Raw genomic sequence first — 17442 nt, forward strand, 5'->3', positions numbered from 1 at the left:
TCCTATCTTATCAAATTTCCCTCCTTTTTTCCATCTGAAGAGAAAAAATCACTGCTTTAGTCAGCGAGTGATTTTTGGGCTACAGTTAAAAAGAGCTCTGCGTAATTTCCTAGGAAAAGACCTTCAGCACTGTAAAGAATCTGACTGTCAATGTTCGAAAAACCAAACTGATCGAGTTTGGTTTCCAGTTCAGGCAATTCAAAGCCATGATGGTTGGTATCTGTCTTGACAAAATCAGCAATGAGTATCTGTCCATTCTCCCTAAGATGATGGTGAAACATAGCAAGAGTCGCATCTAGATCAGGCATATGATGAAGAACTCGACTGACAACAATCAGGTCAAATTGTTGCTCCAAAGGATTCACCAGTAAATCCTGTTCCAAAAACTGGATATTCTTGATGTCTTGTTGCTCTGCTTTCAAACGGGCTTGCTCCAGCATTTTCTCCGAGATGTCCACAAGGGTAACAGACTTGGCCTGCTTGGCCAGGGGCAAAGCTAATAGACCCGTCCCACCACCAAAGTCCAATATTTCCTTGTCTGATAGAAGAGCAAGCTGTTTTTCAACTGCCTGACAAACCAAGTTTGCAAGAAAGTTATTTTTGGGCGAATCAAAGGTTTCTGCTTTGTGATTAAAATCGTGTTTCATGCTTTTAGTGTAACACAAAGAAGTTGAATTGCCTAGGAATTGGCTTTCTTTTCCGGCTTTTCTTCTGATTTTTTCTTCCCTGCTTGATTGCTTGAATCAGTCGCTACCTCTTCCTTTTTAGCTGTTTTCTTTTCGTGGGTTTTCATCGGAGGAAAGAGAAATTCATAGTTGCCCTTATTCATACGTACACTTGTTGTAAAACCTGTTTTCGTATTTTGATACCTGACTTTTCCTAGGTTGAAGACTTGTTCTCCACTTTCTTGCTCAACCTTCTCTTTGCTTCGCTTGGCCATGGCAAAAGCTGCCAACTTTTCTTTGTTTAGGGCAAAGTCTTTGTGATGGGCTACTTGCCGGTTCAAATAAAACTGCAACAAAAGGCTAAAAATGGCTGCCATGGTGACTGCATATAAGAGAACGCCTGCCTTAACTTTTTGCTTTTTCCACACGATAGATGAACTCCCTTTCTAAGCCTTTTTGAAATTGGAAACGAAAGCGAACCAATTGATTTTCTTCTGTAATTTGAGCTGATTTAAGCCCATAAACCATCGGCTGATAGCCCCTTCCGCTGGTATCCGTTTTTCGAAAATCATCCGATTTAGACTTCCCTATAGAGATATCCTTACCATCCTGTTTCATGTAGAGGCGATTGCCTTCCACCTTTTCAAACTGCGAACGCTCTAACTCTGCCTCCAGCTGGTCCACAAACAAGAGCCACTCCTTTTGCTCGCTTTGCTTCTGGTAACGAACTTCTGAAATGAGGAGCTGACTCATAGCTTGAAAAAGGAGCAAGCCTCCGCTAATGACGATAAGGGCAATCAGAGATTCTAAAAGAGTGAACGCTCTTACCTTACTGTTCTTTAAGGTCGAGCAACTTCTCTGAACCATGATAAACCTCCAATCCCTTTTCACTAGAAAATACCTGAATCTCTACTCCGTTTATGTTTACCTGATTTTGACCTGTCTGCAGAGCCATGTTAGCTACACGCAAGACTTCTTCCTTTTGCAAGATTTCTGCCTCTTCCTGCCTATTTTTCTGAATTTGTCCTAAAAGAAGGGTCGCAATGCTGGCAAAAACGGCTAGAGCAACTACTGCTTCCAGTAAAATCACTGCCTTAATTTTTTGTTTCCTTAGTGCGTTTAATTTTTCCATTTCCTAGATATAATTGATAGCGAATCGCTCCTTTGCTGGTTTGAAATTCAACCTTAGCCAGAGACGAATTTCCTCCAGCTCGATCAAATATAATGCTTTGTCCTGATGGTGCCTGAATTCCTTTAGGAACGGTCAAGTTTTGACTGCCATTGCTGATCGTCTGTCCATCTAAGTTCAGACTGATTTTTTGCTGACTAGCAACACTGCGTTTTTGCGTTTCCCGATAGAGTTCTTCAAACTCCATAAAGAAAATCTGCTCTTCCACCGCTGCAAAACTGGACTGAACTGAGCCGGACAAGCCCAAAGCAAGGATACTCACAAGTCCCAAAACCAAGAGACTTTCAAGCATAGTAAAGGCCTTAATCTGCAACGGTTTGGCTTGTTTTTTGTTTTGCATGGTAGTCTTTATAAGCTTTGGCTTGCTCAGCAGTGATACGACCGTCCGCTTGTAATTTGCTGAGGCTGGCGTCATCATTTTTATCCAAACGATAGAGCTCTGCCTGGCTTTCTACGACCTTGACAACTGCAGCTTTTCCTTTATCATCTACGGCATCCTTTTGCTTGGTCAAATTGGGTACAAAGAGCAAGAGAAGAACGCTGATGATTAAAAGGACGACTAACATCTCTACCAAAGTGAAAGCTTTAACCTTAGCTTTTTTTAGTTTTGTCATGAATTTTTTCATTTTAAAAATTTACCTCCATATTTTGATACATGGGCATAAGCATTGCCGCATAAAGTAAAACGATAATCAGGGCCACAAAGATAAAAATCAGTGGCTGTACTAAGTTCATGGTGCGGTTGACTCGGGTAAAAAAGGCTTCCCAAGTTTTTTCAGCATAGATTTCCAACTCACTCCCCAGCTTGGACTTGACTTCTCCATACTCGATGATGAGACTCAACTCCTTTTTAAAGAAAGGATAGGTCGCTATGGTTTGAGAAAATTCGCGGCCATTTTGCAGGGCTTGAGCCAAATCTTGACCGATTTCTTTAAAGAGCTGAGAACCCTGTTCCTGCATGATCTGAAAAATCTGCGTCAGCTCCATTCCCTGTGAAATCATATTGCCCCATTCACGCGCATAATAAGCTGTCAGATAAGTCTGGACAAAGATTCCTAGGAAGGGAATCCGCGCTAACATCGAAAAGACCCGCATCTTGGTACTTCTTTTGTAGAAAGTGAGAGCTAAGAGTAGAGACAGAGAGCAAACCAACACTAGTCCCAGAAAAATTTGTGGCAGATTGCCAATGATTTGGGTGGCGATATTGCTACTGTCCAGTTGAGGCAGCAAATAGTTCCTCAACCCCAGCATGATTAGCAGGAGAAAGCCCAGCAAAATCAGGGGATAAGTCGCCACTTCGATTAATTTTTTCTTGACCTTGGCCAGATTGTCCAGATATTCTTCTATTTTTCCCAGACTCAGATGGAGATTTCCATGAACCTCAGCTAGGGATAACTGAGTGACAATGGCACTTGAAAAGCCCAAACTTTCCATCATTTCTGAGAAGGATTTCCCCTGAGACAAGCCTTGGTGCATCTGGGTCACATAGTCCTTTTCCAGCAAGGCACTTCTTCCTAGAAAAGAAATAATTTCCACCAAGTGAAAGCCACTGGAGAAGAGATTGTTAAACAAGGTGATGATTTTCTTCTGCTTAGCTGTAGCTAATTTTTTCCGTTTCAGCCTGAAGACTTGTGATATGTCCATCTTTAAGAAGCTGATCAATCTGCTCATTCCAGCTAGTTGGCTGGTGTTCTTGATAGTCTTTGTTTGCAAAGTCAACGATTCCTCCTCCCCCGATTAATCTCTGGTAGCAGACTCCTTGCAAGACAACTGCTAGTTCCTCCTCCGTCACACCCAACTCCAGAAGACGTTCATAAACACCTCGGATACTCTTGGCATGAATGGTTGAAAAGACTGTCGCCCCTGTCAAACTGGCTCTAACTACTGCACGCGCCGTCTCGCTATCCCGAATTTCACCGATAATCAGGAGATCCGGACGATGCCGGAGAGACAGTTTGATCAGATTTTCATAGGTCAATCCAATCGCCTCATTCAACTGCAACTGGAGCATGTCTTCCTGCTTGATTTCGACAGGGTCTTCGATAGACATAACTTGTTGCCCCATAAACAGGGACTTGGCTAATTCGTGCATCAAGGTCGTCTTGCCACTGCCGACTGGACCTGCAAAGAGATAGAGACCACGTTGCCTGTACTGCTCACCCAGTTCGTTCATATCCTGAAACCAGAAATGCAGCTCCTGTTCCTCATCGTGCAACAAACGAATGACCAAACTCTCATGTCCCCGATAATCTCCTACGGTAGACAAACGCAGAGAAGACACCTTCTCCCCATGCTGATAGTCACAAGACCCCAGCTGACTACGCCTCTTCTCTCCTACGTTCATACCCGCTACAAACTTAAAATGACTAATCACAGCAGCTAAAACATCAAACTCATAGGAGTCAACTAGACATCGTTCGTCTCCAACCCGCATGTGAAGCTCATAGGACTTTTCCTTGGGAATAAAATAGATATCCTGAGCCTTCTTTTCTTTCGCAGTAGCAATAATTTTCTGTGCAATTTCTTGTACCATACCGCCCTCCTTATCTAACTATTCGCAAAAAAATAAAAAAAGCAACTTAAAAAGTTACTTTTTATCTCCATTTCATGCGGCAAGAACGGTGTTTTTCTTGACCTGTTTGTTTTTCGTAGCCTGGACGTAGCTTTTCATCAGGGATGACTTGCCCATCTTGTAAAAGTGCCAAAGAATGGTACTGCTGCAAATACTCATCACACTCATTACACCAGCGTTTATCAGCAGGATCCCAAAAAATAGTCATCAAATCACTCCGACTCTTATAAAGAGGATTCTTCTTTTCCAGCTCAAACCAGCATGATTTATAATATTTTAGAGCATCATAATACTTGTCAAAAGATTGACTCATGATGACATCTTCTTCCCAACCTTCTATGAACCACCACGGTTCAAAGTCCCCATACATTTCTATAACACGATACATTCTTACTACTTCCTTTGTACCGTATATTATATCTAATTTTTTAATACAAGAAAAGGATTTTGCTTGCCATTCCCTTTAGGAAGACTTCTTTAAATACCTTTTCAGTCTATCATAAAAATAGGAGTCCTTTATTGACCCCTATTTTTATCTTCTTAGGCTTGATAACGTTTCACACCATCTAGGTAGGTTGCTACCAATTCCAAATCTTTATCTAGTACGATAAAGTCAGCGTCATAACCTTCACGGATTTGACCACAGACATCATCGATGTGAACAGATTTTGCTGGGTTGAGGCTGGCCATCATGACTGCTTCATGCGGATTCGCAATGCCCCATTCGACCACATTCTTCAAACCGTCTTTGAGTTTGAGGATAGAACCTGCCAAATTGCCTGTAGATTTGAGGCGTGCAGTTCCATTGGCAACAACTACTGGGAATTCTCCCAACATGTAGTCACCGTCTTCCAAGCCACCAGCTGTCATACAGTCTGTGATAAGGGCAATATTTTCAGTTCCTTTTTGTTTGAGCAAAATGTCACAGGCCTTTGGATCCACATGGTGACCATCACAAATCAATTCTGCGTAAGTATGTGGCAATTCATACATGGCTCCCACCATACCGAGCTCACGGTGAGTCAACCCACGCATCCCATTGTAGGCATGTACCCAAACGCTTGCTCCAGCATCGACTGCTTTTTTAGCTTCATCAAAAGTCGCATTTGAGTGTCCAAGAGCAACAGTCACTCCTTCGCCTGTAATCGTACGAACAAAGTCTTCTACACCTTCGCGTTCTGGCGCAAGGGCGATTTTATTGAGCAAGCCATTGGCAGCTTTTTGCCAAGCACGAAACTCATCCATACGAGGGTCTTTCATGTAGGCAGGGTTTTGGGCTCCCTTGTATTTTTCTGTGAAATAAGGCCCTTCAAAATAGATCCCACGAATCTTGGCTCCACTTGCTTCCTGGTAACGAGCACCGATATTTTCAGTTACTGCAAGCAACTGCTCGTAAGAGGAAGTCAACGTCGTTGGCAAGAAGCTGGTAACACCCGTGCTAAGCAATCCTTCACTCATGGTATGAAGGGTTCCTTCGATGTTATTGTCCATGACATCGACACCACCAAATCCATGAATATGGGTATCCACAAGTCCTGGGGCAATGCTATAACCGGTATAGTCAATCACCTCAGCTCCTTCAGGAATCTGTTCCACATGTTTGCCAAACTTGCCATCCACAAGTTCCAAGTAACCGCCACGACGAACTCCGTGTGGGTAGAAAAACTGATCCGCTTTAATATAATTAGGCATAATGATAACCTCCTTGATAGATTGATGTTAGAATTTATTATGTCAATTACATTATAAACCTTTCTTTTTTATTTGTAAATGGTATAGACCTATTTTTCGTGGATATTTTAAAAGAGCTGGATTTCTCCAACTCTTTGATCTTATTTTGATTTTACAGGTAGCTCTTGAGCAGCCTTGACAGCAGCTGCAATCGTTTCTGCGTAAAGTTTAGCACCTTCTTCAATCATGTTGCTATCATTTCCAAAGTGGACCTGGTCGGTTCCAGCCCAGATTTCAGGGTGTTCCTTAGCGACCTTATTCCAGTCAGCGACGCTCACATATGGATTCTTTTCAGCTAATTCTCTCGCATAAGCCGCATACTGCTCCACTGATGCATAAGTGTCCTTGCTCTTGTCTCCCTCATAAGGTGTCACCAGTATCAGATGGTGTCCTTTTGGTAGATTGTTAACGATGCTGTCCAAATCATTCTTATAGCCTTCAGGATTGTTGACCCCCGTTGCAATGGCAACTGTTTTTAAAAGCGCCTTGTTCTGACTATTATTGAGCATGATGTCATTGGCTTGCTTGGTCGTCCGACTAACCTGAGCATTGATATTTGCATCAGGAAGTGCCGTTTTTAAGGCTGTATTGGCACGTAAAGTCACTGAATCCCCAATCAAACTCGTCCCCTCAGAAATTCCTAGGCGACTGACTTCAGCTTGTTCAGCAAGAGTCTTTGTTTGTCCTATATTGGTCTGAGCTTGCTTGAAACCATTGACCATCAAGTCTGTCTCAAAGGCTCCAACTTGAGGAGCCATAGCTATGATAATCAAGGTAAGTAAGGAAAGAGCGCCCACAATACTAGCACTAATGGGTTTGATATGATGTAGCTTAGTGATTTTTCTAACTAAAGCGTTGGTCTTACCAGCAATCAATGGCTCAATAATATAGAAGGATAGGATAGCAAAGAAATAAGAAAAGATAACGGTTAAAATAACAGCGGGCAGATTGCTCATCAACTGCGAAAAGATAATATAAAAAGGCCAGTGGAAGAGATAAACCGCGTAGCTGGTATCCGCTAAAAATGTAATTATCCGAGGTTCTTGTATCTCAGGCGTTTTCTCATGCAAAACACGCGCAGCAAAAATCATGGTCACGGCCGCTAAACTTGCCAGTAAGAAACCGAATAGATAAGCAAACAGGTAGGTGAACTTGACAAAGAAAGTCAAGAGCACCAATACCAAAAGACCTGCAGCAAACACCAGTAAATTCTGACGAAGATCCCACGTCCGGTCAAACTGCTTGACTAAATCGCTCGTCTGACGAACCCCCACAACCGTCGCTAAAATGCTTCCTAAAAAGAAGGGATAGACATGGGTTAAACTTGAAAAGTAGACAGATGAATGGGAACTAGCCATTAGACTACCAATAAACATGGAGAAAAAGCTAATGATGAAAGCTCCCGCAGAAAGGAGAAATACCATCCCTTTCAATTGACTACTAGATTTTGAACGTTTCGATAAGAACCAAACCGCTAAGCCCCAAAGAATATAGTAGTGAACCTCAACGGCTAGACTCCAGTTGTGAACAAAGAGATGCGGAATGAACTGAGATTCGTAACTTCCCCCTGTTAACATCTCATAGAAGTTGGTCATAAAACCGAGAACTCCAGCTATCTGGCCGCCAATTCCAGCAACATAGTCTTGGCGAACTAGGAGGGTAAAGGGCATGGTCACCAAAACCATCAGAACCACAGGTGGTACGATGCGGTAAAACCGTCTCTTAAAAAAGCCCAGTAAATCAATCTGGCGTTTTCTTCCAAATTCTTCTAAAAGGAGGGCAGTGATCAAAAATCCTGAAAAAGTGAAAAAGACATCTACCCCAAAGAAGCCTCCAGGAAAGATTGTTTGAAAGAAGTGGTACAAGAGCACCAAAAGCAAACCTGTAATCCTAATCAAGGAAAACCATTTAATACGCATACGAGTTTATTCCCCACTCAATTAGATCGTAAAAACATCTAATTTTATTCCATAATACACCTTATTTTATCAAAAAAAGAAGAAAAATCCTAAGAGAAAACTTAGGATTTCAGTATTCTATTTTTACACTTTAAAAATTGCGTCCTGACTTGTTGTAGCCATATTTTTCTACAAAATACTCACGAAATTCCAAGAGATTGTCATCCATGATGGCTTGGCGTACTTGCTTCATCAGGTTGAGCAAGAAGTAGAGATTGTGGTAGCTAGTCAAGCGGATACCGAAGGTTTCGTCAGCCTTGAGCAGGTGGCGAAGGTAGGCGCGTGTATAGTTCTTACATGTGTAGCAATCACACTCAGGATCCAGTGGCGTAAAGTCTTCAGCGAATTGGGCATTTTTGACAACCAAACGACCTTGGCTGGTCATACAAGTCCCGTTACGAGCGATACGAGTCGGCAAGACACAGTCAAACATATCCACACCACGAATAACTCCATCAATCAAGCTATCTGGCGCCCCCACACCCATCAGGTAGCGAGGTTTGTTTTCTGGAAGAAGTTGGGTTGTGAAATCCAAGACTGCATTCATCTCTTCGTGCGTTTCTCCCACTGCCAAACCACCGATAGAGTAACCTGGGAAATCCATGCTGACAAGGTCGTGAGCTGACTGACGACGAAGGTCTTCAAATCCTGCACCCTGTACAATCCCAAACAAACCTTGATCCTCCGGACGACGGTGAGCCTTTAAGCCACGTTCGGCCCAACGACTGGTACGCTCGATGGATTTCTTAACGTAGTCGTAAGGTTGATAAAACTGAGGACATTCATCAAAAGACATCATGATGTCTGAGCCCAGATTATTCTGAATAGAAATAGCCTTTTCTGGCGACAGGAACATCTTGGAACCATTGAGATGGTTTTTAAAGGTTACTCCTTCTTCGGTGATATTACGACTATCTGCTAGGGAATAAACCTGGAAACCACCACTATCCGTCAAGATTGGTTGGTCCCAGTTCATAAATTTGTGGAGACCACCTGCGCGTGCAATAAGTTCATCTCCAGGACGAAGCCAGAGATGATAAGTATTTGACAGGATAATTCCTGATCCCATCTCCTTCAACTCCTCTGGTGACTGGGTCTTGACAGTAGCTTGGGTCCCAACTGGCATAAACATAGGTGTCGGGAAGGTACCGTGGGGAGTGATGATTTCTCCCAGACGAGCTCCTGTATGTTTTTCTTTCTTAATCAAACGGTATTTGATTGGTGAATCTGACATTTTCTACCTCCGAAGCTGGGAAAGACAGTCCCAGTTCATACTTTGTGCCCAAAGGCATACTGTATGATTTTATCAAAAAAACCAGGAACTGTCACGAACTATGGTATAATGAGAGAATGAAATACCCAAAAATTGATTTAAAAACTATTCGTCTACATACGAGGCAATTTCAGGCTGAAAATCCCCGCCTATTTCTCGTTTATCTCTTACCTAGCATACTGGTCATCTTATCTGGCTTTCTCAACCCCTTGGCTCGTCTCCAGGAGAGTGTTTTAGAGCAATCCTTTTTCAGCATGCTGGCACAAGTGCTCCAAGCCTATCTCTTCCCACTAGTGGTTTCTTTTGTGAGCACGATTTTTCTAGCAGGTGCTGCCTTTGCGACACTCCGACTCCTCAAGGATCCTGATACAGAACTCTCAGTAAAATCAAGCCTGGCCCTCTTTGCTGAAGAGCGCTTCTCGCAAACCTTCCTAACTCTGCTCCTCAAACGTTTCTACCTCTTTTTATGGAGCATTCCAAACTTAGTAGGCGTTTATTTTCTATTTTATAGCAATCTCTTAGCTCGGAGATTTATCGCCCTACATCCTGAATTTCCAAAATTAGACCTCTCATCCCTTGAAACAGAGCAGTTCCTTATGACCTTTGGCCTCTACTTTTTCGCGAGTCTCATCTTGATGATTGTAGGGAACATCCTCTACGTTCCACAACATTATGCCTACTCGCAGGTAGAATTCCTCCTCTGCGATACTCTAGATTTAGGACAGGCTAAACCCCGTCAAATCCTGAAAACTAGCCGTTTCTTGATGAAGGGTTACAAATTCCAGCGCTTTGTCCTCGATCTACAACTACTCCCTTGGTACTTCCTCAATTGGATTACTTTTGGAATTGCTAGCTTTTCACTCCTTCCCTATATCCAGAACAATCATATCTTCTTTTACAGAGCCCTACTAGCCCGTAAACGTCGAAATGGATAAGAGTCTACAAAAACCAGCGTCGTTCAGGACGCTGGTTTTCTTATTTCAAAAGTAACATACTCAGCAGAGTCAAAATAGCAGGCCCACCTTGCTTCAGAAGAATCGTCTTGTTTACCCTGAAGGAATGACACACAAAAAAGAAGCGGGAACTCAATCAGTTCCCAACTTCCATTTTAATGATTAGTTCATTGATACGTGAACGTGGTCATAGTGGTTTTCGGTTACGCTACCACGGTCTGGCATTGGATTCCACGTATAGGCTGGTCCATATTTACTATCGTATGGAGCGTAGAAACGTTGTTTCCAGATGATGTAGTTGATACCACGGCTAGCCATATTTTTGACTGCATATTCCGCGATTTGATCACCAAGTGCTGAACTCACTGGGACCATAAAGTCGATGGCCAATCCTTTACCATGGTCTCCACTGTCACCAGGACGGTAACCACTAAAGGATGTGATGCCAAACAAGTTGGCGATTTCTTCCTTAAAGGCTGCCGTTTGCGGTTGAAGACCAGCATTCTCAGACTTAGCTACAGCAAGTCCTGCATAGTCAGGAGCCGCTGGAGCTGAATAAGTTCTTGAAGGAGCTTGGCTTTGCTCTGCTTGATAAGTCGAAGTTGCAGTGTCAGAAGTTGTTGTTGATGCTGCTGTTTCTTCTGCTACACTTGTTCCTGTTGTATCAGCAGGTGTTTCAGTTGCTAGAGCAACTGCTACTGGGGCTTCTGCTGAAGTTGCTGCAGCCGTTTCTTCGGCAGCTGGAGTCGCCACTTGTGGAGCTTCTTCAACTGGACTAGTTGTTGCTGCTACTGGTGCTTCCGCTGGAGTCATTTCAGCTGTTTCTTCTGCTACAGGTATTTCTGTAGATGGTGTCTCCTCAGCAACTGTCGCTGTATCAGAAACTTCTGAACTTGGCCCTACTTCTGCTGGTTTTTCAGTCTCAATTGCAGTTGGAGCTTCCTCAATTGGTTGAGAAAGGTCTTCTACTTGAACTGTTTGTTCATCGACTGTCACTTGATTCGTCGTCAAATCAGCTGTCGCAGTCGTCACTTCTTCACTAGCATCTGCTTGAGGAGCTTGGATTTCAACTTCCGTTACCTCTTCTTCCTCATTGACAGTTGTAGTGAGGACAGTATCTGGGAAAATCAAGTCCATATTGGTAATTTTATTCAAATTAGCAAGGACCGTCACATCTACTCCCAAAGCTTCTGCAATCGTGCTCAGGGTATCACCATACTGAACTGTATAGCTGTTTTTGTTTTCGTTTTTCGTCACGTCATTTTGGATTTGCTCAACGCTACGTGCTGTCCAAGAGATTTCTTGAGCTTTAGCTCCTAATGCGGGAGCAAGAGACAAGGCTACAGTTGAGGCTAAAATAATTCTTTTCTTCATTCGTTCATATTCCTTTCAAATGAGTACCTGTCTATCATAACACAAAAAAAGCAGAAAAAAAGCCCTCTCGGGCCTATTTAATAGAACTGTCTATTCTTTGTAACAAACGCGATTACTTGAAATAGTTTGTTAGGTTTCTGTCACAAAACTGACACAATCTTCTCGCCTCCAATCCTCAGAAATATGAGGAATATCTGCTAACTCTTGAATCCTGTGATTCCCTTCATAAGACGACTCTAAAAAATTGATGCTTTGAAGGCCGCTATTCCGGGCAAATTCCACATCCAAAGTCCGGTCCCCTATATAATAGGTCTTCTCAGGATCCAGCTGATACTTATCTAGCAGATAGGTCGCCGCTTCTGGACTGGGCTTGCGCGCAAAGCCACTCTGACTGGTTAAAATCTCTTTGAAATAGGATTCCAACCCCAAGTCTCTGAGAATGGTAAAAGCATTGTCCCCCTTATGAGTATAGACAAACTGCTGAATCCCTGCTTGGTCTGCCCAAGCTAGCACTTCACGCGCACCTGGCATCAAAACTACCTGAGTATTCTTCTCAGCCAGGCTCTGGGCACGTACCTGATTGAGCACTTTCGCATCCAGGTTTCTCTCTTCTGCCACCTGCTCCAGCAAATCCTGCACAGAGTACCTGAGGATAAACTCTCTCACTTTTTCCTTATCATAAGGAATAGAAAATTGAGCAAAGGCCTCCTCAATCCCTGACAAAATCGCTTCGTATGAGTCCAATAAAGTCCCGTCCAAATCCCAAATAAAGGCTATTTTTTGCATCTCCTATCCTTTCAAGCTCATATAACGCTGGTAACGGTAGCGTAGAAATAACCAGCGAAAACCATTATCCAAAAGTGTCCCTGCCCAAATACCAGGTAAGCCCCAACCAAGAACAATACCCATCAGATAAGCTGTCCCTATACGGATACACCACATCCCAATACTTGTCGTATAAAAGGGGAGGCGAGCATTTCCCAAGCCCTGCCAAACTGCCGTATAAATAACTGTCCCTGTCGCCATGGGGGTTCCTAGTAGAGAAAACAGTGCAACCAAAACGCTCGCTTCGACTGCTATAGGGTCGGTCGTATAGAGATGAGTCAATGGTGTCCCCAAGGCATAGATACTGAGAGTTAAGGGCAACATGAGAAGCAGGGAAAGCCAAAAGGTTTGCTTGCTCAAATCATCTACTCTTTCCCAGTTATCCTCTCCAACTGCTCGAGCTACCTGCATGACCGTCGCCGTAGCGACGCCAAAGGCAGGCATATAGTTAAACTGGGTCAAGACTTCTCCGACTGCATTCCCCGCTACTGCCTCCGTCCCAAAAGAAACAACCAAGGCAATGATCACTACGTCTCCAGCCCGCATCATGAGACGTTCTCCTGCCGCTGGCAAAGCCAAAGTCAATAGTTCCTTATCTAAACCAAAAGTCGGTTTCTCAAAAGGCAACTTTAATTGCGACCACAAAATCCCAAGACCAACCAAACGAGACAGAATAGTCCCCCATGCAACACCCGCTATGCCCATATCAAGGACAAAAATAGCTAGACTTGAAAAAAGAATATTCAAGGCATTGGATAAAAGACTAACATAGAGAGGTAGACGCGGATTATGCGTTGCACGAATCAAGGCACCTAGACTGGTCATCAAGCCCAAGAGAACAATCGATCCACCCACCAAAGATAGGTATAGTCCACCACTCTCGGCTACATCCCTCTCCGTCCCCAAGAGTCCTATCATCTCTTGCCCAGCAAAGATGGATAAAGCGCCTAAAAGTGCACCCAGCAATAGGGTTATCTTGAAAGACTCTGTCACGTGATAAGCCAACTTGGACTGATCTTTCTGCCCCAAACTTTTTGAAATAACACTGGAAATAGCAGCTCCCAGAGCGATAAAAATCGCCTGATAAATGGTGATAATATTGCCAGCCACTGAAACACCCGAAATAGCTACCAGTCCCAAGTGAGCGACCAAGTAACTGTCCACCATTCCCATGAGCATTTGCAAAAAGTTTTCACCCATAGCTGGCAATGCAATATTAAGAATGTCTTTATTTTTCTTAAACAATCCTTCCTCCTGATGAAAAGAAACTCAGTTGGTTTCCCAACCGAGTTTACTCCCTCTGTCTTAAAGTCCTAGATAAGCCTCAACCGCTGCTTGCATGTCAGCAGCTGCCACTGTTGTTTTATGACGAACTGGAGCTGTTTCAAGGCCATCAACCGCTGGTGGCACTGCCACTCCTGAAATGTCATGTAATTGAGCCAAGGCTTCAAAGTCAGTTAAGCCTGCTTTTCCTGTTACCGCTTCTACGGCAACCACTGGGAACTTGTATGGACTAGCTGTTGAAGCAATCACTGTCTTAGCCGCATCGCCCGTAGCTGCTTTGTATTTTCTATACACTGCTGAGGCAACAGCTGTGTGTGGGTCCTCAATATAAGAATCTGACCCATAAACACGCTTGATTTCTGCTGCTGTTTCTTCCTCCGTCGCATATTCAGCTGCAAAGAGATCCAGAATCTCTGCATCAAAGTCTGTCAATTCATATTGTCCTTGTGTACTCAAGGCATTCATGAGTTCAGCTGTCTTAACCGCATCATTCCCCAAAAGATGGAAAATTAAACGCTCCAAGTTTGAAGATACCAAGATATCCATAGATGGGCTAGTCGTCACCTTAAACTCACGTTTCTTGTCGTAAACACGAGTTTTAAAGAAGTCAGTTAAAACATTATTGTCATTTGAAGCACAGACTAATTTGCCAACTGGTAGGCCGATTTGCTTGGCATAAAAGGCAACCAAGATATTACCGAAGTTTCCAGTTGGTACTGTGAAATTGACCTTTTCACCAGCCACAATCTCACCAGACTTGACCAACTGAGCGTAGGCATAAACATAATACACAATCTGTGGTACCAAACGACCAATGTTCATAGAGTTAGCAGATGAAAATTGCAACTTGTTCGCTACCAACTTTTCACGAAGTTCCACATCGTTGAACATGTGCTTCACATTTGTTTGCGCATCGTCAAAGTTACCATCAATAGCAATAACATGAGTATTGTCGCCAGTCTGAGTAGTCATTTGCAACTCTTGTACCTTGCTGACACCATCCTTTGGATAAAAGACGATAATCTCAGTACCAGGTACATCGGCAAACCCTGCCATCGCAGCTTTCCCAGTATCACCAGATGTCGCTGTCAAAATGACGATTTTGTTCTCCAAACCATGCTTTTTAGCGGCCGTCGTCATAAAGTATGGCAAGATAGACAAGGCCATGTCTTTAAAGGCGATCGTTGAACCATGGAACAGTTCCAAGTTGTATTGCCCATCCAGTTTCACCAATGGCGCAATAGCTGGAGTATCAAACTTGCTATCGTAAGCATTGTTGATACAGTAGTCCAACTCCTCAGCCGTAAAGTCATCTAAAAATGCTGACAAAACTAATTTAGCCACTTCTTGGTAAGAAGCATCTTTCAATTTTTCAAAGTCCAAATCCACCTTTGGATAAGAAAGCGGTGTAAACAGACCACCATCCGTCGCCAAACCTTGCAAAATAGCTTGGCTGGCAGTTACTGTATTGTTCGCATCACGCGTTGATTGATAAACTAATGTCATGAATCTCTATCCTTTATCTATAGTCTTTTCCATTATATCATGATTTTTCAGAAAATTCTCGCTTTATAGCAAAAATTATAATCCCAATTTGTCTCTCAAAGGCTGTAAATAGGTCATTTCCTGCTTGCCTCTCTTCTCCAGTCCCTCCTCAGCTAGGGTGAGTAAGTCTTTAGAAAATTCTAGAATCGCAGCTTCTTCCTCATCTGTGAGTTGTTTTTTAGAAAATTGTCGTCTCAAAAACCTGTAATCCCGACCAACTATGGTAAAAAATGGAGCCGTTCGCAAGTAAGCTTCTAACTTGTCTAAATAAAGCAACAATCCCAAGTGAAAAGCTCCTGAAGTAAAAGTCCTATCAAGCGGCTGAGTACACACACTACGAAACTCAACTGTTCCTCGAGTCGTTAAGTTTTGGTACTGGTAACTACGATGGGTTTCAAAATCCTTCTCCTGAGGGTAAATAAGAACCTCATCCCCATTAAGGCTAAATGCCTGGATTTCAGGTGTAGCCAAATAATCTCTAGCCTGAATAGGATAAAAATAATAGGTCTGTCCATCACGTTCTGCAGTAAAAATTGCAGAATGATTTAGATAATCAAAAAAATCATTCTCATCTTTAAAGAGTCTAGCATTGACACCTACATTCTCTGGATAGATACCATGCATGGATTCTTCCCAAAAAATATCTCTCGAAATTTTGGTATCCCAATCTGCCCCTGAAAACTCAGAATTTGCAAACAAATAGGCTTTAGCTGCTTCAATTTGTGTAAAAGCATTAATAACACGCAGGTAGTTAGACCTTGAAACGTCTAGTTGAACCTGACTCCCACAGATAAAGGCTCCATACTCAGGAAAATGATGTAAATCTGATTTAGTAACATTTCTACTCAAATCCAAATAATCCATCAACATCTGATAGCGGGTATAAGCCACTGGACAATTCTCATTTTTATCCCAGTTGGGATGAATGCCGCAATCAACAATAGCATGGTTAGCTTCACCCAACTTATTCTGAATCGTAGCCATATAGAAGTTAAAGCGTTCATCTACCTCTTGGATAGATTCGGCCTTTCCGAATGCAAACTCAATCGTCGTATAAGCAACCTCAAACAAGATCGTATCTTGGCTGACTGGATCAAGCAACTGAATTGGATTCCCAAAATCATCCACTTTTTCGATAGTAAAACCCAGTACTGATGGTAAATACCGAAAGAGATCCTTAACAACTTCACCATCTGTAGCTTTACCCTCTAAATTTACAATAGGAAATTCTAACTCAATCCCAATAAATAAATCTGGGTTCTCTTTTATATTCTTTAAGTAACGTTTCTTTAGTAATTCAACAGACCGAGACATTAACCACCAAACTCTTTCATAATCAAATAAATTGTGAATAAGTAATATTATACCAAAAATACACTAAAAATGACTAGAATAAGAAGAAAAAGATGTTTCATCAGTTATCTGTACTTAATCAAAATCTTCACTAAATCAAAAAACAAGGTCCGAAAACCTTGTCTTTATTACTATACCGGCGGCCGGGGTCGAACCGGCACGTCCTTGCGGACACTGGATTTTGAGTCCAGCGCGTCTGCCAATTCCGCCACGCCGGCAAATAGTAACTGGGGTAGCTGGATTCGAACCAACGCATGAGGGAGTCAAAGTCCCTTGCCTTACCGCTTGGCTATACCCCAATAATATAAAATAGGCGAGTGATGGGGATCGAACCCACGCATGCCAGAGCCACAATCTGGTGTGTTAACCACTTCACCACACCCGCCATAATCATATTAACACGGGCAGTAGGAATTGAACCCACACTGAAGGTTTTGGAGACCTTAGTTCTACCTTTAAACTATGCCCGTAACTAAAGTAATGGAAGGGGAGGGATTCGAACCCCCGAACCCGAAGGAGCGGATTTACAGTCCGCCGCGTTTAGCCTCTTCGCTACCCTTCCAAGTTATAAACAAAATATGGCGCGAGACGGAATCGAACCGCCGACACATGGAGCTTCAATCCATTGCTCTACCAACTGAGCTACCGAGCCAAATTGCGGGAGCAGGATTTGAACCTACGACCTTCGGGTTATGAGCCCGACGAGCTACCGAGCTGCTC

18 protein-coding genes and 6 tRNA genes are annotated in these 17442 nt (G+C 43.0%); 1 reads left to right on the forward strand and 23 read right to left on the reverse strand.

The genetic code is table 11. The features are described 5' to 3' along the window. Window positions 1–56 precede the first annotated feature (56 nt). From D8847_RS07885 to tgt, 12 genes are all read right to left on the reverse strand, one after another. Window positions 57–647: a class I SAM-dependent methyltransferase gene (locus tag D8847_RS07885; protein WP_125841206.1), complete on the reverse strand. Its 591-nt coding sequence runs from the start codon at window positions 645–647 to the stop codon at window positions 57–59. Window positions 648–679: 32 nt separating this feature from the next. Next, the gene (comGG, locus tag D8847_RS07890; RefSeq protein ID WP_125841207.1) at window positions 680–1093 is read right to left on the reverse strand and encodes a competence type IV pilus minor pilin ComGG; all 414 of its coding nucleotides are present in this window, start codon (window positions 1091–1093) and stop codon (window positions 680–682) included. Further along, complete coding sequence (comGF, locus tag D8847_RS07895) at window positions 1071–1532, reverse strand: competence type IV pilus minor pilin ComGF (protein ID WP_125841208.1); 462 nt, start codon at window positions 1530–1532, stop codon at window positions 1071–1073. Before comGF ends, comGG begins: the two co-directional genes overlap by 23 nt. After that, window positions 1495–1797, reverse strand: a complete 303-nt coding sequence (gene comGE, locus D8847_RS07900; RefSeq protein WP_185757942.1) for a competence type IV pilus minor pilin ComGE — start codon at window positions 1795–1797, stop codon at window positions 1495–1497. The genes comGF and comGE overlap by 38 nt, the downstream gene beginning before the upstream one ends. Then, window positions 1760–2194, reverse strand: a complete 435-nt coding sequence (gene comGD, locus D8847_RS07905; RefSeq protein ID WP_185757943.1) for a competence type IV pilus minor pilin ComGD — start codon at window positions 2192–2194, stop codon at window positions 1760–1762. The genes comGE and comGD overlap by 38 nt, the downstream gene beginning before the upstream one ends. Continuing rightward, complete coding sequence (gene comGC, locus D8847_RS07910) at window positions 2157–2480, reverse strand: competence type IV pilus major pilin ComGC (protein ID WP_049484517.1); 324 nt, start codon at window positions 2478–2480, stop codon at window positions 2157–2159. The genes comGD and comGC overlap by 38 nt, the downstream gene beginning before the upstream one ends. A 1-nt stretch (window position 2481) precedes the next feature. After that, on the reverse strand, window positions 2482–3498 hold the full coding sequence (gene comGB, locus D8847_RS07915; RefSeq protein WP_185757945.1) for a competence type IV pilus assembly protein ComGB: 1017 nt from the start codon (window positions 3496–3498) through the stop codon (window positions 2482–2484). Then, a complete protein-coding gene (gene comGA / locus D8847_RS07920; RefSeq protein ID WP_125841211.1) occupies window positions 3446–4387 on the reverse strand; it encodes a competence type IV pilus ATPase ComGA in 942 nt (313 codons plus the stop codon). Before comGA ends, comGB begins: the two co-directional genes overlap by 53 nt. A 61-nt stretch (window positions 4388–4448) precedes the next feature. Continuing rightward, the gene (locus D8847_RS07925; RefSeq protein WP_125841212.1) at window positions 4449–4814 is read right to left on the reverse strand and encodes a DUF1033 family protein; all 366 of its coding nucleotides are present in this window, start codon (window positions 4812–4814) and stop codon (window positions 4449–4451) included. 152 nt (window positions 4815–4966) lie between these two features. Beyond that, complete coding sequence (gene nagA / locus D8847_RS07930; RefSeq protein ID WP_001134442.1) at window positions 4967–6118, reverse strand: N-acetylglucosamine-6-phosphate deacetylase; 1152 nt, start codon at window positions 6116–6118, stop codon at window positions 4967–4969. Window positions 6119–6258: 140 nt separating this feature from the next. Continuing rightward, on the reverse strand, window positions 6259–8076 hold the full coding sequence (locus D8847_RS07935; protein ID WP_125841213.1) for an acyltransferase family protein: 1818 nt from the start codon (window positions 8074–8076) through the stop codon (window positions 6259–6261). A gap of 130 nt (window positions 8077–8206) precedes the next feature. Next, window positions 8207–9349 (reverse strand): tRNA guanosine(34) transglycosylase Tgt, encoded by a 1143-nt coding sequence (gene tgt / locus D8847_RS07940; RefSeq protein ID WP_001285233.1) that lies wholly within the window; start codon window positions 9347–9349, stop codon window positions 8207–8209. A 116-nt stretch (window positions 9350–9465) separates the two neighbouring features. Between tgt and D8847_RS07945 the strand changes: the two genes are divergently transcribed. Then, window positions 9466–10323 (forward strand): DUF975 family protein, encoded by an 858-nt coding sequence (locus D8847_RS07945; RefSeq protein WP_125841214.1) that lies wholly within the window; start codon window positions 9466–9468, stop codon window positions 10321–10323. A 180-nt stretch (window positions 10324–10503) separates the two neighbouring features. On the opposite strand, the gene D8847_RS07950 is transcribed toward D8847_RS07945, so the two are convergent. From D8847_RS07950 to D8847_RS08000, 11 genes are all read right to left on the reverse strand, one after another. After that, window positions 10504–11715 carry a LysM peptidoglycan-binding domain-containing protein gene (locus tag D8847_RS07950; RefSeq protein ID WP_125841215.1) on the reverse strand — a complete coding sequence of 404 codons (1212 nt, stop codon included), beginning with the start codon at window positions 11713–11715 and terminating at the stop codon, window positions 10504–10506. Between the two features lie 129 nt (window positions 11716–11844). After that, the gene (locus tag D8847_RS07955; protein ID WP_125841216.1) at window positions 11845–12501 is read right to left on the reverse strand and encodes an HAD family hydrolase; all 657 of its coding nucleotides are present in this window, start codon (window positions 12499–12501) and stop codon (window positions 11845–11847) included. Window positions 12502–12504: 3 nt separating this feature from the next. Continuing rightward, the gene (locus D8847_RS07960; protein WP_125841217.1) at window positions 12505–13785 is read right to left on the reverse strand and encodes an MATE family efflux transporter; all 1281 of its coding nucleotides are present in this window, start codon (window positions 13783–13785) and stop codon (window positions 12505–12507) included. A gap of 60 nt (window positions 13786–13845) precedes the next feature. Then, window positions 13846–15330, reverse strand: coding sequence for a threonine synthase (thrC, locus tag D8847_RS07965; protein ID WP_125841218.1), 1485 nt, complete (start codon window positions 15328–15330; stop codon window positions 13846–13848). Window positions 15331–15405: 75 nt separating this feature from the next. After that, window positions 15406–16683: a gamma-glutamylcysteine synthetase gene (locus D8847_RS07970; RefSeq protein WP_125841219.1), complete on the reverse strand. Its 1278-nt coding sequence runs from the start codon at window positions 16681–16683 to the stop codon at window positions 15406–15408. Window positions 16684–16856: 173 nt separating this feature from the next. Beyond that, a tRNA-Leu gene (locus D8847_RS07975) sits at window positions 16857–16940 on the reverse strand. A gap of 9 nt (window positions 16941–16949) precedes the next feature. Then, window positions 16950–17021, reverse strand: a tRNA-Gln gene (locus D8847_RS07980). A gap of 13 nt (window positions 17022–17034) precedes the next feature. Then, window positions 17035–17107 (reverse strand) — tRNA-His (locus tag D8847_RS07985). A gap of 14 nt (window positions 17108–17121) precedes the next feature. Next, window positions 17122–17192 (reverse strand) — tRNA-Trp (locus D8847_RS07990). An 11-nt stretch (window positions 17193–17203) separates the two neighbouring features. Continuing rightward, window positions 17204–17284, reverse strand: a tRNA-Tyr gene (locus D8847_RS07995). Between the two features lie 17 nt (window positions 17285–17301). After that, a tRNA-Phe gene (locus D8847_RS08000) sits at window positions 17302–17374 on the reverse strand. Between the last annotated feature and the right edge of the window lie 68 nt (window positions 17375–17442).

Origin of the sequence: Streptococcus mitis, assembly GCF_003942795.1 — a bacterium.
GTDB lineage: Bacteria > Bacillota > Bacilli > Lactobacillales > Streptococcaceae > Streptococcus > Streptococcus mitis_BJ.